This window comes from Pseudomonas sp. GM50, from assembly GCF_000282375.1.
Taxonomy (GTDB): domain Bacteria; phylum Pseudomonadota; class Gammaproteobacteria; order Pseudomonadales; family Pseudomonadaceae; genus Aquipseudomonas.
Genome location: NZ_AKJK01000061.1, coordinates 84,051 through 99,398, shown reverse-complemented (window position 1 = coordinate 99,398; position 15,348 = coordinate 84,051). Strand labels below are relative to the sequence as shown.

Below are 15,348 nucleotides of genomic sequence, written 5' to 3'. Positions count from 1 at the left end.
TCAAGCTCAGCGGCGACCTGAAAGTGCCTGAAGACCAGGTCAAGTCCCTGCTGCTGGTTCAGAAAGGCCAGGTGTTCTCGCGCAAGCTGATGACCACCACGTCCGAACTGATCACCCGTCGCCTGGGTAACGAGGGTTACACCTTCGCCAACGTCAACGGCGTGCCTCAGCCTCACGATGACGACCACACGGTCGACATCACGTTCGCTGTCGATCCGGGCAAGCGTGCTTACGTGAACCGCATCAACTTCCGTGGCAACACCAAGTCCGAAGACGAAGTGCTGCGCCGTGAAATGCGTCAGATGGAAGGCGGTTGGGCTTCGACTTACCTGATCGATCAATCCAAGACCCGTCTGGAACGTCTGGGCTTCTTCAAGGAAGTCAACGTCGAGACACCGGCCGTGCCGGGCGTAGACGACCAGGTTGACGTGAACTACAGCGTTGAAGAGCAGGCGTCCGGCTCGATTACCGCCAGCGTCGGTTTCGCCCAGAGTGCCGGTCTGATCCTGGGTGGTTCGATCACCCAGAACAACTTCCTGGGTACCGGTAACAAGGTCAGCATCGGTTTGACCCGCAGTGAATACCAGAGCCGCTATAACTTCGGTTATGTCGACCCCTACTGGACTGCTGACGGTGTGAGCCTGGGTTACAACGCTTTCTACCGCACCACCGACTATGACGACCTCGATGTCGACGTGGCCAGCTATGCCGTAGACAGCCTGGGTGCTGGCGTGAGCGTCGGCTACCCAATCAGCGAGACTTCGCGCCTGACCTTCGGTCTGACTGCACAGCAGGACAAGATCAAGACCGGCCAGTACACCGTTGACGAGATTTTCGACTTCGTTAACCGCGAGGGCGACAGCTACCTGAACTTCAAGGCTTCGGCCGGTTGGTCCGAGTCCACTTTGAACAAAGGCGTATTGGCGACCCGTGGTCATTCCCAAAGCCTGACCCTGGAAACCACCACGCCGGGTAGCGACCTGTCGTTCTTCAAGCTTGATTACCGTGGCCAGTTGTTCCAGCCATTGTCTGAAAACTACACCATGCGCCTTCACACCGAACTGGGTTATGGCGATGGCTACGGTTCTACCGATGGCTTACCGTTCTATGAAAACTACTATGCTGGTGGTTTCAACTCGGTTCGTGGTTTCAAGGACAGTACCCTCGGTCCTCGCAGTACACCTAGCCGCGGCGCGGCTGTCACGGGTAACGCCGGTACGCTCGCCGACCCGGACCAGGATCCGCTGCCATTCGGTGGTAACGTCCTGATCCAGGGTGGTGTCGAAGTACTGTTCCCGCTGCCATTCGTCAAGGATCAGCGTTCCCTGCGTACTTCGGTATTCTGGGACGTGGGTAACGTTTTCGACTCCAAGTGCGACAAAACGACGAACGCCAATGTTGGTTCAACCGCCCAAACAGCGTGTAACGACATTAGCCTGAGCAACATGGCCAGTTCCGTCGGTGTAGGCGTGACCTGGGTTACCGCACTGGGTCCTCTGAGCTTCGCGTTGGCCATGCCGGTCAAGAAACCGGATGACGCTGAGACTCAAGTGTTCCAATTCTCCCTCGGCCAGACGTTCTAAGCGTCTGACCCAAGATAACGACAATGGATTTTGTAGGAGTGCATCGTGCGTAAGTTGACTCAATTGGTTCTCCTGGCGACCGTACTGGTAGCAGGTCCGGCTTTTGCCGACATGAAAATCGCCGTTCTGAACTATCAGATGGCACTGCTGGAATCCGACGCGGCGAAAAAATACGCCGTGGATGCCGAGAAAAAATTCGGCCCGCAACTGACCAAGCTCAAAAGCCTGGAAAGCAGCGCCAAGGGTATCCAGGACCGTCTGATGGCTGGCGGCGACAAAATGCAACAAGGCGAACGTGAGCGTCTGGAGCTTGAGTTCAAGCAAAAGGCTCGTGATTTCCAGTTCCAGTCCAAGGAACTGAACGAAGCCAAGGCCGTTGCCGACCGTGAAATGCTGAAACAGCTCAAGCCGAAACTGGACAGCGCTGTGGAAGAAGTCATCAAGAAAGGTGCTTTTGACCTGGTCTTCGAGCGTGGCGCAGTGATTGATGTCAAGCCTCAGTACGACATCACTCGCCAGGTTATCGAGCGCATGAATCAGCTGAAGTAACCCATGACAGCGACTATAAAGCTCGGCCAGTTGGCCGAGTTCCTCGGCGCCACCTTGCGTGGCGACCCGAAGAAAGAAATTACTGGGCTAGCCACTTTGCAAGAGGCTGGCCCAGCTCAGTTGAGCTTTCTGGCAAATCCTCAATACCGTAAATACCTGGCTGGCAGTCAGGCTGCAGCTGTATTGCTGAAGGCCGCTGACGCTGAAGGTTTTGCCGGTGATGCATTGGTGGTGCCGGATCCGTACCTGGCCTACGCGCGCGTTTCCCATTTGTTCGATCCCAAACCCAAGGCGCCTGCCGGTATTCATCCGACAGCGGTGGTGGCCGCGGATGCAGTGGTCGATCCAGCGGCGAGCATCGGTGCTTTTGCGGTGATCGAAAGTGCGGCGCGTATTGGCGCAGGTGTGACCGTTGGGGCTCATTGCTTCATCGGTGCGCGCTGCGAAATCGGCGAGGGCGGCTGGTTGGCTCCGCGTGTCACGCTGTATCACGATGTGCGCATCGGCAAACGGGTGGTGATTCAATCCGGTGCCGTGCTCGGCGGTGAAGGCTTCGGTTTTGCCAACGAGAAAGGTGTCTGGCAGAAAATCGCCCAGATCGGCGGCGTCTCGATCGGCGATGACGTGGAAATAGGCGTAAATACCGCTATCGATCGCGGCGCACTGGCCGATACCGTTATCGGCAATGGTGTGAAGCTCGACAACCAGATTCAGATCGCTCACAACGTCCAGGTCGGTGATCACACCGCCATGGCCGCGTGTGTGGGGATCTCCGGCAGCACCAAGATCGGCAAGCATTGCATGCTCGCCGGTGGCGTAGGGCTGGTGGGGCATATCGAAATTTGCGACAACGTTTTCCTGACCGGGATGACCATGGTGACCCACTCGATTACCGAGCCGGGTTCCTATTCTTCCGGTACGGCGATGCAACCGGCAGCCGAATGGCGCAAAAGCGCGGCACGTATCCGTCAGCTCGATGACATCGCGCGACGACTGCGACAGCTGGAAAAGCGTGTAGGGGACGTGACCCCTGACGGTAATGCTTCATCAGATGGCTGATACCATTTCCATATCAAGTGTGCACAGCCGCTAGACTGCCTCCTTGATTTGCTAGAGGAGTGCGCGTCAGTCGCGCGCTCCCAATCTTTACATAGGCTTCCCCCCGAAATGATGGACATCAACGAGATTCGCGAATACCTGCCTCACCGTTACCCGTTCCTGCTGGTGGACCGGGTCGTGGATCTGGATGTGGAAGGCAAGCGCATTCGCGCCTACAAGAATGTCAGCATCAACGAACCGTTCTTCAATGGTCACTTCCCTGCGCATCCAATCATGCCGGGCGTATTGATCATCGAAGCGATGGCTCAGGCTGCCGGGATCCTTGGTTTCAAAATGCTCGACGTGAAGCCTGCCGACGGCACGCTTTATTACTTCGTCGGCTCCGACAAGCTGCGCTTCCGCCAGCCTGTGCTGCCAGGCGATCAGCTGATCCTGGAAGCCAAGTTCCTGAGCTGCAAGCGTCAGATCTGGAAGTTCGAGTGCCAGGCTTCGGTCGATGGCAAGCCAGTCTGCTCCGCTGAAATCATCTGCGCGGAACGCAAACTATGAGTTTGATTGACCCTCGCGCAATCATCGATCCGACGGCCATTCTGGCCGACGACGTCGAAGTCGGCCCTTGGTCGATCATCGGCGCAGGTGTGGAAATCGGCGAGGGGACAGTGATCGGGCCGCATGTGATTCTCAAGGGCCCGACCCGAATCGGTAAGCACAACCGCATCTACCAGTTTTCTTCGGTAGGCGAGGACACGCCCGATCTGAAATACAAGGGCGAAGAAACCCGTCTGGTCATCGGTGACCATAACGTCATTCGCGAAGGTGTGACGATTCACCGCGGGACCATTCAGGACCGTTCGGAAACGACCCTGGGCGATCACAATCTGATCATGGCCTATGCCCACATCGGTCACGACAGCGTTATCGGCAACCACTGCATTCTGGTCAACAACACCGCGTTGGCGGGCCATGTGCATGTCGAGGACTGGGCGATCCTGTCCGGTTTTACCCTGGTTCACCAGTATTGCCACATCGGCGCCCACAGCTTTTCCGGTATGGGCACTGCCATTGGCAAGGACGTTCCAGCCTACGTCACGGTATTCGGCAACCCGGCCGAAGCCCGCAGCATGAACTTCGAAGGCCTGCGCCGTCGCGGTTTCAGCGAGGACGCGATTCACGCCTTGCGTCGTGCCTACAAGGTGGTTTACCGCCAGGGCCTGACGGTCGAGCAGGCGCTTGCCGAGCTGGCCGAACCCTCGCTTCAGTTCCCGGAAGTCGCGGTGTTCCGTGACTCCATCCAGTCTTCGACCCGCGGCATCACCCGTTAAGCATGGCCAATTTGCGTATTGCGCTGGTGGCGGGAGAGGCTTCCGGTGACATTCTGGGTGCGGGTCTCATGCGCGCGCTCAAGGCTCGGCATCCGGCAGTCGAGTTCATCGGTGTCGGCGGTCCGCTGATGCAGGCCGAAGGCCTGGCGTCGTATTTCCCGATGGAACGTCTTTCTGTCATGGGCTTGGTGGAAGTGCTGGGCCGTTTGCGCGAGCTGTTGGCGCGTCGCAAGAAACTGGTCGCGGACCTGATCGCCGAGAAGCCGGACGTGTTCATCGGTATCGATGCCCCGGACTTCAACCTCAATATCGAGCTCAAGCTGCGTCAGGCCGGGATCAAGACCGTGCATTACGTCAGCCCGTCGGTCTGGGCCTGGCGGCAGAAGCGGGTGCTGAAGATTCGCGAAGGTTGCGACCTGATGCTGACGCTGTTCCCGTTCGAAGCCAAATTTTATGAAGAGAAGGGTGTCCCGGTGCGGTTTGTCGGGCATTCCCTGGCCGATGCGATTCCGCTTGAGGCTGATCGCGCCGCCGCGCGGGCTGAGCTTGGCTTGCCGGATGGGCCGCTGGTCGCCCTGATGCCGGGCAGCCGTGGCGGTGAGGTCGGGCGCCTTGGTGCGCTGTTCCTCGACACCGCCCAGCGCTTGCGGGCCATGCGCCCGGGCGTACGGTTCGTCATGCCATGCGCGAGCCCGCAGCGCCGGGCCCAGCTTGAAGAGCTGCTGGCCGGTCGCGATCTGCCGCTGACCTTGCTCGACGGCAAATCCCATCTGGCCCTGGCGGCTTGCGACGCGGTGTTGATCGCTTCGGGGACGGCTACGCTGGAAGCATTGCTATACAAGCGACCGATGGTGGTCGCTTATCGCTTGGCACCGCTGACGTTCTGGATTCTCAAACGGATGGTGAAGAGTCCCTACGTCTCCTTGCCAAATCTGCTGGCCCAGCGCCTGCTGGTGCCGGAGTTGTTGCAGGACGATGCGACGGTAGAGGCCTTGGCCCAAACCCTGTCGCCACTGATCGAAGGTGGCCAGGAGCAGACCCGGGGCTTTGACGAAATCCACCGAACCCTGCGCTTGGACGCCTCCAATCAGGCAGCGGACGCGGTACTGAACCTGATTGGCAGAGCATAATGAGCAAAGCAAGTAAGCAGATGGGCCTGGATTTTATGCTGGTCGATGAGCTTGAAGATCTGGTGGCGGGTGTCGATGAAGTCGGTCGCGGCCCGCTGTGTGGTGCGGTGGTGACGGCGGCAGTGATCCTCGATCCGAGCCGCCCCATCCTGGGCCTCAACGACTCGAAGAAGCTTACCGAAGCTCGCCGTGATGCGCTTTACGATGAAATCTGCGAAAAGGCCCTGAGTTGGTATGTCGCTCGCGCTGAAGTAGAAGAAATCGACGAGCTGAACATTCTTCACGCCACCATGCTGGCCATGCAGCGTGCCGTCGAAGGGCTGCACATTCAGCCGAAACTGGCGATGATCGACGGCAACCGTTGCCCGAAGCTCTCGATGCGCGCCGAAGCGGTGATTCAGGGCGATGGCAAGGTACCGGCCATTGCCGCGGCATCGATTCTGGCCAAGGTCAGCCGTGATCGGGAAATGGCGGCATTCGAACTGATTTATCCGGGTTACGGGATCGGAGGCCATAAAGGCTACCCGACACCCGTTCACCTGGAAGCGCTGGCCCGCTTGGGGCCGACCCCAATCCATCGCCGCTCGTTCGCCCCGGTACGCTTGGCGTATGAAGCGCGGGAAAACCTGATCGAGCGTTAGCCGCAGGCTGATGTTTTACTCAAGGCCCGGTACAATCCGGGCCTTGTTGTCTTCACGTTTCTAGTTTCTAGACAGGATCACTATGCCGGCTTCATTCGTTCATCTACGCCTGCACACTGAATATTCCCTGGTCGACGGTCTGGTGCGGATCAAGCCGCTGGTCAAGACCCTGGTCGGCATGAACATGCCTGCCGTAGCGGTCACCGACCAGAACAACATGTGTTCCCTGGTCAAATTCTATAAAGCCGCCATGGGCGCCGGGATCAAGCCGATCTGTGGCGCCGACCTGTGGCTGTCGAACAAGGATCCGGATAACGCTCTGAGCCGGATCAGCCTGCTGGCGATGAACGCCGTGGGTTATCGCAACCTCACCGAACTGATCTCGCGTGGCTTCATCGATGGCCAGCGCAATGGTTCTGTCATCATCGAGCGCGAGTGGGTGGCTGAAGCCAGCGAAGGCTTGATCATGCTGTCGGCTGCGAAAGAAGGCGAGATCGGTCTGGCGATGCTCAGTGGCAACCCCGCCGAAGCGGAAAACCTGGCACGTGAATGGATGGCCGTGTTCCCGGATCGCTTCTACCTGGAAATCCAGCGCACCAACCGCCCCAACGACGAAGAACAGTTGCACGGTGCTGTGGCCCTGGCTGAAAAAATCGGTGCGCCGCTGGTCGCGACCAACGACGTGCGCTTCATCAAGCAGGAAGACTTCGCCGCCCACGAAACCCGCGTTTGCATCGGTGAAGGCCGCGCCCTCGACGATCCGCGGCGTTCGAAGAATTACAGCGATCAGCAATACCTCAAAAGCGCCGAGGAAATGGCCGAGCTGTTCAGCGACTTGCCCGAGGCGCTGGAAAACACGGTCGAGATCGCCAAGCGCTGTAACATCGACGTGAAACTGGGCAAGCACTTCCTGCCCAACTTCCCGATTCCCGATGGCATGACCATCGACGAGTACTTCCGCAAGGTTTCCTTCGACGGTCTGGAAGAGCGCCTCACCGTCCTGCTGCCCAAGGACACCACCGAAGACTACGAAGCCAAGCGTCAGGTCTATGTCGACCGGCTGAATTTCGAGCTGGATATCATCATCCAGATGGGGTTCCCCGGTTACTTTCTGATCGTGATGGACTTTATCCAGTGGGCCAAGAGCAACGGCGTGCCGGTAGGTCCGGGTCGTGGGTCGGGTGCCGGGTCGCTGGTGGCCTATGTGCAGAAGATCACCGACCTCGACCCGCTGGAATATGACCTGCTGTTCGAACGTTTCCTTAACCCGGAACGGGTATCCATGCCCGACTTCGACGTCGACTTCTGCATGGACGGCCGTGACCGGGTGATCGATTACGTGGCCGAGAAATACGGTCGTAACGCGGTTAGCCAGATCATCACCTTCGGTTCCATGGCGGCGAAAGCGGTGGTCCGTGACGTGGCGCGGGTGCAGGGCAAGTCCTACGGCTTGGCGGATCGTCTGTCGAAGATGATTCCGTTCGAAGTCGGCATGACCCTGGAAAAGGCCTACGAGCAGGAAGAAATCCTGCGCGACTTCATCAAGGTCGATGAAGAGGCAGCGGAAATCTGGGAGATGGCGCGCAAGCTCGAAGGCGTTGTGCGTAACGTCGGCAAGCACGCCGGTGGTGTGGTAATCGCGCCGACCAAGCTGACCGACTTCTCGCCGATTTATTGCGACGAAGCGGGTGATGGCCTGGTAACCCAGTTCGACAAGGACGACGTCGAGGCTGCCGGTCTGGTGAAGTTCGACTTCCTGGGGTTGCGGACCCTGACGGTCATCGACTGGGCGCTGAAAACCATCAACCGCGATCGCGCCAAGGTCAACGAGCCGCCGCTGGATATCGCCTTTATCCCGCTGGACGACAAACCGACCTACACGCTGTTGCAAAAAGCCGAAACCACCGCGGTGTTCCAACTTGAGTCGCGTGGCATGAAAGAGCTGATCAAAAAGCTCAAGCCCGACTGCCTGGAAGACTTGATCGCACTGGTGGCCCTGTTCCGTCCCGGCCCGTTGCAATCGGGCATGGTGGACGACTTCATCAACCGTAAGCACGGTCGCGCGGAACTCGCGTACCCGCACTCGGATTACCAGTACGAAGGCCTCAAGCCAGTCCTGGCGCCGACTTACGGCATCATCCTGTATCAGGAACAGGTGATGCAGATTGCCCAGGTCATGGCCGGTTACACCCTTGGCGGTGCGGACATGCTGCGTCGAGCCATGGGTAAGAAAAAACCCGAAGAAATGGCCAAGCAACGCGGCGGTTTCATTGAGGGTTGCGCCACCAACAATATCGACGCCGACCTGGCGGGTAACATCTTTGACCTGGTAGAAAAATTCGCCGGTTACGGCTTCAACAAATCCCACTCCGCCGCGTATGGCCTGGTGTCGTACCAGACCGCCTGGCTGAAAGCCCACTACCCGGCGCCGTTCATGGCTGCGGTACTGTCGGCGGATATGCACAACACCGACAAGGTCGTGACCTTGATCGAAGAAATTCGCACCATGAAGCTGCGTCTCGACGCGCCGGATGTGAATACTTCGGAGTTCAAGTTCACGGTGAATGACGAAGGCCGCATTATTTACGGTCTCGGCGCAATCAAGGGTGTGGGCGAAGGGCCGGTGGAAGCGATCACCGAGGCGCGACAGGACGGACCGTTCAAGGATCTGTTCGATTTCTGCGCCCGTGTCGATCTCAAGCGGATCAACAAGCGCACCCTGGACGGTTTGATCCGCAGCGGCGCGCTGGATCGTCTGGGCCCGTATTTCCATGACGAACCAAAAGCCTATCAAGCCAGTATCGACCAGAACCGCGCGGTCTTGTTGAACGCGATGGAAGGGGCGATCAAGGCTGCCGAACAAACCGCTCGCACCCACGACAGTGGCCACGCCGACCTGTTTGGCGGCCTGTTCGTTGAAGAAGACGCGGATGTGTATGTCAACCACCGCAAGGCCAAGGAACTGACCCTCAAGGAGCGCCTGAAAGGGGAGAAAGATACCCTCGGCCTGTACCTGACCGGTCACCCGATCGACGAATACGAAGGCGAAATTCGTCGTTTCGCCCGTCAGCGCATCATCGACCTGAAGCCGGCTCGCGATACGCAGACGGTCGCGGGCATGATCATCGCCCTGCGCGTGATGAAGAACAAAAAGGGCGACAAGATGGGTTTCATCACCCTCGACGACCGCTCCGGGCGGATCGAAGCCTCGCTGTTCGCCGACGCCTTCCATTCTGCGCAGTCGCTGTTGCAGACCGACGCGATGGTGGTGGTCGAAGGCGAAGTCAGCAATGACGACTTCTCTGGTGGCCTGCGGCTGCGGGTCAAGCGGGTGATGAGCATGGAAGACGCGCGCACCAACCTGGCCGAAAGCCTGCGCCTGAAATTGCACACCAAGGATTTGAAGGGCGATCAGCTACGCTGGCTGGGTGAGCTGTTCAAGCGCCACCGCGGCGCGTGCCCGATCACCATGGAGTACACCAGTCCCGATGCGAAGGCCTTGTTGCAGTTCGGCGAGACCTGGCGGATCGATCCGGCGGATGCCTTGATTCAAGCCCTGCGTGACCAGTTCGGGCGAGACAACGTCTTCCTCCAATACCGTTGACGGTCAGGTGCCATTCCTTACCATTGGAACGCGCCTGACCCCGACCCGAATTTTTAATCTCGACCTGAACGCGCCTGTCCCTTAAGGTAGGGCGCGAATAGACAACCGGCCGGCCCAAGCTCTCTTGGAGGTCGACCCAAGACGGACGCCTATGAACCCGAATTTTCTAGATTTCGAACAGCCGATCGCCGACCTGCAAGCCAAGATCGAAGAGTTGCGCTTGGTCGGTAATGACAATTCGCTGAATATCGGCGATGAGATCTCCCGCCTGCAGGACAAGAGCAGCACGCTGACCGAAGACATCTTCGGCAAGCTGACCAGCTGGCAGATCGCACGTCTGGCGCGTCACCCGAAACGTCCGTATACCCTGGACTACATCGAACACATCTTCACCGAGTTCGACGAACTGCACGGCGACCGTCACTTCTCCGACGACGCTGCGATCGTTGGCGGCATTGCCCGTCTGGACGACCAGCCGGTGATGATCATCGGTCACCAGAAAGGCCGCGAAGTGCGCGAGAAGGTTCGCCGCAACTTCGGCATGCCGCGTCCGGAAGGCTACCGCAAGGCGTGCCGTCTGATGGAAATGGCCGAGCGTTTCAAAATGCCGATCCTGACCTTCATCGACACCCCGGGTGCTTACCCTGGCATCGACGCCGAAGAGCGCAACCAAAGCGAAGCAATTGCCTGGAACCTGCGCGTCATGGCTCGCCTGAAAACCCCAATCATTGCCACCGTGATCGGTGAAGGTGGTTCCGGTGGTGCATTGGCGATCGGCGTCTGCGATCAGCTGAACATGCTGCAGTACTCGACCTACGCGGTGATTTCGCCGGAAGGTTGCGCTTCGATTCTGTGGAAAACTTCCGAGAAGGCGCCGGATGCTGCTGAAGCCATGGGCATCACTGCCGAGCGTCTGAAGGGCCTGGGCATTGTCGATAAGGTGATCGGCGAGCCATTGGGCGGCGCTCATCGTGATCCGGCCGCTGCGGCTGCCTCGATTCGCGCCGAGCTGAGCTCGCAACTGGCGATGTTGAAGAAGTTCGATAACAAGGCGCTGTTGGCCCGTCGTTATGAGCGTCTGATGAGCTACGGTCTCTGATCTGACCTCGGCTTTAATAATGTGGGAGCGGGCTTGCTCGCGAAAGCGGTATAACAGTCAACTGATGTGTTGAGTGTTGAACCGCTTTCGCGAGCAAGCCCGCTCCCACATTTGATTTGTGCGAAGTGATCGATATGAGTCAGCCCACGATTGATTTGTCTACCCGACTCCTGCGCAACCTTACGCCTTGGCGCAACGCCACAACCTGGCGCATCGCGTTCTCCGGTGGTCTCGACTCCACCGTCCTGCTGCACCTTCTCGCGCACCTTGCGAAAACCCAATCCCTGCCGACACTGACCGCCATCCATGTCCACCACGGCCTTCAGGCTGCGGCTGATGCGTGGCCGGAACACTGTCAGTCGGTCTGTGATGCGTTGGGAGTGCCGCTGGAAGTCGTGCGTGTTCAGGTTGAACCCGGCGCCAGCCTTGAGCGTGCGGCGCGGGATGCGCGTTATAGCGCCTTCATCGCGGCGACTCATATTGGTGAAGTGCTGCTCACTGGGCAACACCGTGACGATCAGGCGGAAACCCTGTTGTTTCGACTGATGCGTGGGGCAGGGGTGAGAGGCTTGTCGGGGATGCCGAGCGAGCGTCCTTTGGGGCGGGGGCATCTGCTGCGACCCTTGCTCGACGTTACTCGCGCCGAGCTTGAGGCCTGCGCGACTGAATATCAGTTGGGCTGGATCGAGGATCCATCGAACCAGGACCACCAGTTCTCGCGCAATTATCTGCGTCATCAGGTGTTCCCCGTGTTGACTGCGCGCTGGCCGCAAGCCGTGACGACCATGGCTCGCAGCGCCGCGCATCTGAGCGAAGCGCAGGGACTGCTCGACGAATTGGCGCAAATCGATCTGGCCCACGCCACCACGGTCAGCGAGTTCGATTGGCTGGGCTTGCCGTCGCTGGAGCTGGCGCCACTGGAAAAACTGTCTGATGCGCGCCAGCGCAACGCGCTAAGTCACTGGCTCAAACCGCTGACGACTTTGCCGGACAGTGACCATTGGTCGGGTTGGGAGAATTTGCGCGATGCGACCGGCGATGCGCGTCCGGTCTGGCGGCTGGCGGCAGGTGAATTGCATCGCGCGGGTGGGCGTCTCTGGTGGTTGTCGGGTGGCTGGCTGCGCACTCCGCCATTCCCGGTATCTTGGGCTGATCCCTCGGTATCACTGGTGTTGCCGGATAATGGCGTACTTACGTTCACCGGTCAGATCCCCGCTGGCCCGCTGCAGATCCGCTATCGTGAGGGAGGCGAGGTCATGAACCTGCCCGATCGCGGCCACCGTGACTTGAAGCGTTTGCTCAACGAAAGCGGTGTGCCGGGCTTCGCCCGTGGCAGATTGCCGCTGGTCTACAGAGGCCAGCAATTGCTGGCGGTGGCGAACCTGCGGGGGCTAAATGGCGGTGAGCAAGGTGGCTGGTATTTGCATTGGCAGCCGCTGATCGAAGATCAAGGTTTGAGCTGAAAGGGGCTTTCCGGTAGACTACGCTCCCTTCTTGATACAACTTCTGTGGATTCGCCTGAATCGCAGGAGTTGCCGATTACCAAGCAGTCTTTGCTGGGCGATTCCAAAAAATGTGTAGCGAGCAACCTACCGGTGTTTCATCTACCGGTCTGTCCCAACGCGGCGGTTTTTTTGAAAGGTGCACTGTGATTAATGCAGGTGATCGGGGGCTTCGGCCTTCCTTCGCTTTCCCCGGCGGCTCGGACCGCTTTAACGCAGACTTCTAGGGTTTTTCATGACGCGCTACATATTCGTCACGGGCGGTGTTGTTTCTTCATTGGGGAAAGGCATTGCCTCGGCTTCATTGGCGGCCATCCTGGAGGCGCGGGGACTTAAGGTCACCATGCTGAAGCTGGACCCGTACATCAACGTTGACCCGGGCACCATGAGCCCGTTCCAGCACGGTGAAGTGTTCGTCACCCACGACGGCGCCGAGACCGACCTGGACCTGGGCCACTACGAGCGGTTCATCCGCACGACCATGACCCAGAACAACAACTTCACCACCGGCCGTGTCTACGAACACGTCCTGCGCAAAGAGCGCCGTGGTGATTACCTGGGCGCAACCATTCAGGTGATCCCGCACATCACCGACGAAATCAAGCGCCGGATCATCAAGGGCGCCGGCGATGCCGACGTGGCCATGGTCGAGATCGGTGGCACCGTGGGTGACATCGAGTCGCAACCGTTCCTCGAAGCGATCCGTCAATTGCGTTTCGAAGTCGGCGCCAAGCGCGCGATGCTGATGCACCTGACGCTGGTGCCGTACATCGCCACTGCCGGCGAAACCAAAACCAAACCGACTCAGCACTCGGTCAAGGAACTGCGTTCCATCGGCCTGCAGCCAGACGTGCTGGTGTGCCGTTCCGATCACCCGATCGACATCTCTTCGCGTCGCAAGATCGCGCAGTTCACCAACGTTGAAGAACGTGCGGTGATCGCGCTGGAAGACGCCGACACCATCTACAAGATCCCGGGCATCCTGCACTCCCAGGGCCTGGATGATTTCGTCGTCGAGCGTTTCGGCCTGCAATGCGACAGCGCCGATCTGTCCGAGTGGGAAGCGGTAGTTGATGCCAAGCTGAACCCGGAACACGAAGTCACCATCGCGATGGTCGGCAAGTACATGGAACTGCTGGACGCCTACAAGTCGCTGATCGAAGCGATGAGTCACGCCGGCATCAGTAACCGCACCAAGGTCAACCTGCGCTACATCGATTCCGAAGACATCGAAAACCAGGGCACTGCGCTGCTGGAAGGCGTCGACGCGATTCTGGTACCGGGCGGCTTCGGTCTGCGTGGCGTTGAAGGCAAGATCACTGCCGTTCAATACGCTCGCGAAAACAAGGTTCCGTACCTGGGTATCTGCCTGGGGATGCAAGTGGCCGTTATCGAGTTCGCTCGTAACGTCATGGGCTGGAAAGACGCCAACTCCACCGAGTTCGATCGCACCAGCGGTCACCCGGTCGTGGGGCTGATCACCGAGTGGGAAGATGCCACCGGTGCAGTCGAAACGCGTACTGAAACGTCCGACCTGGGCGGCACCATGCGCCTCGGCGCTCAGGATTGCCTGCTTGAGCCAGGTTCCCTGGTGCACGATTGCTATGCCAAGGACGTGATCGTCGAGCGTCACCGTCATCGCTACGAAGTGAACAACAACCTGCTGCCGCAAATCATCGAGGCCGGTCTGAAAATCTCCGGTCGCTCCGGTGATGGCGCGCTGGTTGAAGTGGTCGAAGCGCCGGATCATCCATGGTTCGTCGCTTGCCAGTTCCACCCTGAGTTCACCTCGACGCCACGTGACGGTCACCCGTTGTTCAGCGGTTTCGTCAAAGCCGCTTTGACCCAACACCAGAAGAAGGCATAAACCTGATGGCGCAGAAAATCATCCGCGTAGGCAACATCGAGATCGCTAACGACAAGCCGATGGTGCTGTTCGGTGGCATGAACGTGCTGGAAAGTCGCGACATGGCGATGCAGGTTTGCGAAGAGTACGTAAAGGTCACCGAAAAACTCGGTATCCCTTACGTGTTCAAGGCCAGTTTCGACAAGGCGAACCGTTCTTCTGTGACCTCTTACCGTGGCCCCGGCCTGGAAGAAGGTATGCGGATTTTCCAGGACATCAAGCAAGCTTTTGGCGTGCCGGTCATCACCGACGTCCACGAGCCTGATCAGGCAGCGGTCGTCGCTGAAGTCTGCGACATCATCCAGTTGCCGGCCTTCCTGTCGCGCCAGACCGACCTCGTGGTCGCGATGGCCAAGACCGGCGCGGTGATCAACATCAAGAAAGCCCAGTTCCTTGCGCCTCAGGAAATGAAACACATCCTGAACAAGTGCGTAGAAGCCGGCAACGATCAGTTGATCCTCTGCGAGCGTGGTTCGAGCTTCGGCTACAACAACCTGGTCGTCGACATGCTTGGCTTCGGCATCATGAAGCAGTTCGAATACCCGGTGTTCTTCGACGTGACCCACGCGCTGCAAATGCCCGGCGGTCGCTCCGATTCCGCTGGTGGTCGTCGCGGCCAGGTCACCGACCTGGCCAAGGCCGGCATGAGCCAGTCGCTGGCCGGCCTGTTCCTCGAAGCGCACCCGGACCCGGACAACGCCAAATGCGACGGCCCTTGCGCCTTGCGTCTGGACAAACTGGAACCCTTCCTGGCTCAACTCAAGGCACTGGACGAATTGGTTAAAAGTTTTCCGACAGTAGAAACCGCGTAAACCCCGATTCTCCGGTAAAGTACTGCACGGTTTAACGCTCAGGCCCTCGGGCTTGAGCGTTGTCGTCCGCAAGCTTGCCCCCTGTCTATCACTTGCCGACGATAAAAGATTTCCTTCAGCTGCGTCGTTTTCGTCAACTTT

12 protein-coding genes are annotated in these 15,348 nt (G+C 58.9%); all 12 read left to right on the top strand.

The features are described 5' to 3' along the window. The coding region (gene bamA / locus PMI30_RS13850; protein ID WP_008010232.1) for an outer membrane protein assembly factor BamA at nucleotides 1-1,583 on the top strand (1,583 nt) is incomplete at its 5' end. A gap of 45 nt (nucleotides 1,584-1,628) precedes the next feature. Further along, nucleotides 1,629-2,132, top strand: coding sequence for an OmpH family outer membrane protein (locus tag PMI30_RS13855; protein WP_007907155.1), 504 nt, complete (start codon nucleotides 1,629-1,631; stop codon nucleotides 2,130-2,132). Nucleotides 2,133-2,135: 3 nt separating this feature from the next. Further along, nucleotides 2,136-3,191 (top strand): UDP-3-O-(3-hydroxymyristoyl)glucosamine N-acyltransferase, encoded by a 1,056-nt coding sequence (gene lpxD / locus PMI30_RS13860; protein WP_008010228.1) that lies wholly within the window; start codon nucleotides 2,136-2,138, stop codon nucleotides 3,189-3,191. Between the two features lie 108 nt (nucleotides 3,192-3,299). Continuing rightward, on the top strand, nucleotides 3,300-3,740 hold the full coding sequence (fabZ, locus tag PMI30_RS13865) for a 3-hydroxyacyl-ACP dehydratase FabZ (protein WP_007907157.1): 441 nt from the start codon (nucleotides 3,300-3,302) through the stop codon (nucleotides 3,738-3,740). Beyond that, on the top strand, nucleotides 3,737-4,513 hold the full coding sequence (gene lpxA, locus PMI30_RS13870; RefSeq protein ID WP_008010226.1) for an acyl-ACP--UDP-N-acetylglucosamine O-acyltransferase: 777 nt from the start codon (nucleotides 3,737-3,739) through the stop codon (nucleotides 4,511-4,513). The genes fabZ and lpxA overlap by 4 nt, the downstream gene beginning before the upstream one ends. Before the next feature lie 2 nt (nucleotides 4,514-4,515). Next, on the top strand, nucleotides 4,516-5,643 hold the full coding sequence (gene lpxB, locus PMI30_RS13875) for a lipid-A-disaccharide synthase (protein ID WP_008010225.1): 1,128 nt from the start codon (nucleotides 4,516-4,518) through the stop codon (nucleotides 5,641-5,643). After that, entirely contained in the window at nucleotides 5,643-6,284 is a 642-nt protein-coding gene (gene rnhB / locus PMI30_RS13880) for a ribonuclease HII (RefSeq protein ID WP_008010223.1), read from the top strand. The genes lpxB and rnhB overlap by 1 nt, the downstream gene beginning before the upstream one ends. Before the next feature lie 82 nt (nucleotides 6,285-6,366). After that, nucleotides 6,367-9,888 (top strand): DNA polymerase III subunit alpha, encoded by a 3,522-nt coding sequence (gene dnaE / locus PMI30_RS13885; RefSeq protein WP_008010222.1) that lies wholly within the window; start codon nucleotides 6,367-6,369, stop codon nucleotides 9,886-9,888. Nucleotides 9,889-10,039: 151 nt separating this feature from the next. After that, nucleotides 10,040-10,987 (top strand): acetyl-CoA carboxylase carboxyltransferase subunit alpha, encoded by a 948-nt coding sequence (locus PMI30_RS13890; RefSeq protein WP_008010221.1) that lies wholly within the window; start codon nucleotides 10,040-10,042, stop codon nucleotides 10,985-10,987. A gap of 134 nt (nucleotides 10,988-11,121) precedes the next feature. After that, complete coding sequence (gene tilS / locus PMI30_RS13895; RefSeq protein WP_008010219.1) at nucleotides 11,122-12,450, top strand: tRNA lysidine(34) synthetase TilS; 1,329 nt, start codon at nucleotides 11,122-11,124, stop codon at nucleotides 12,448-12,450. 274 nt (nucleotides 12,451-12,724) lie between these two features. Continuing rightward, complete coding sequence (locus PMI30_RS13900; RefSeq protein WP_007907172.1) at nucleotides 12,725-14,356, top strand: CTP synthase; 1,632 nt, start codon at nucleotides 12,725-12,727, stop codon at nucleotides 14,354-14,356. 5 nt (nucleotides 14,357-14,361) lie between these two features. After that, nucleotides 14,362-15,207: a 3-deoxy-8-phosphooctulonate synthase gene (kdsA, locus tag PMI30_RS13905; protein WP_008010217.1), complete on the top strand. Its 846-nt coding sequence runs from the start codon at nucleotides 14,362-14,364 to the stop codon at nucleotides 15,205-15,207. Nucleotides 15,208-15,348 lie beyond the last annotated feature (141 nt).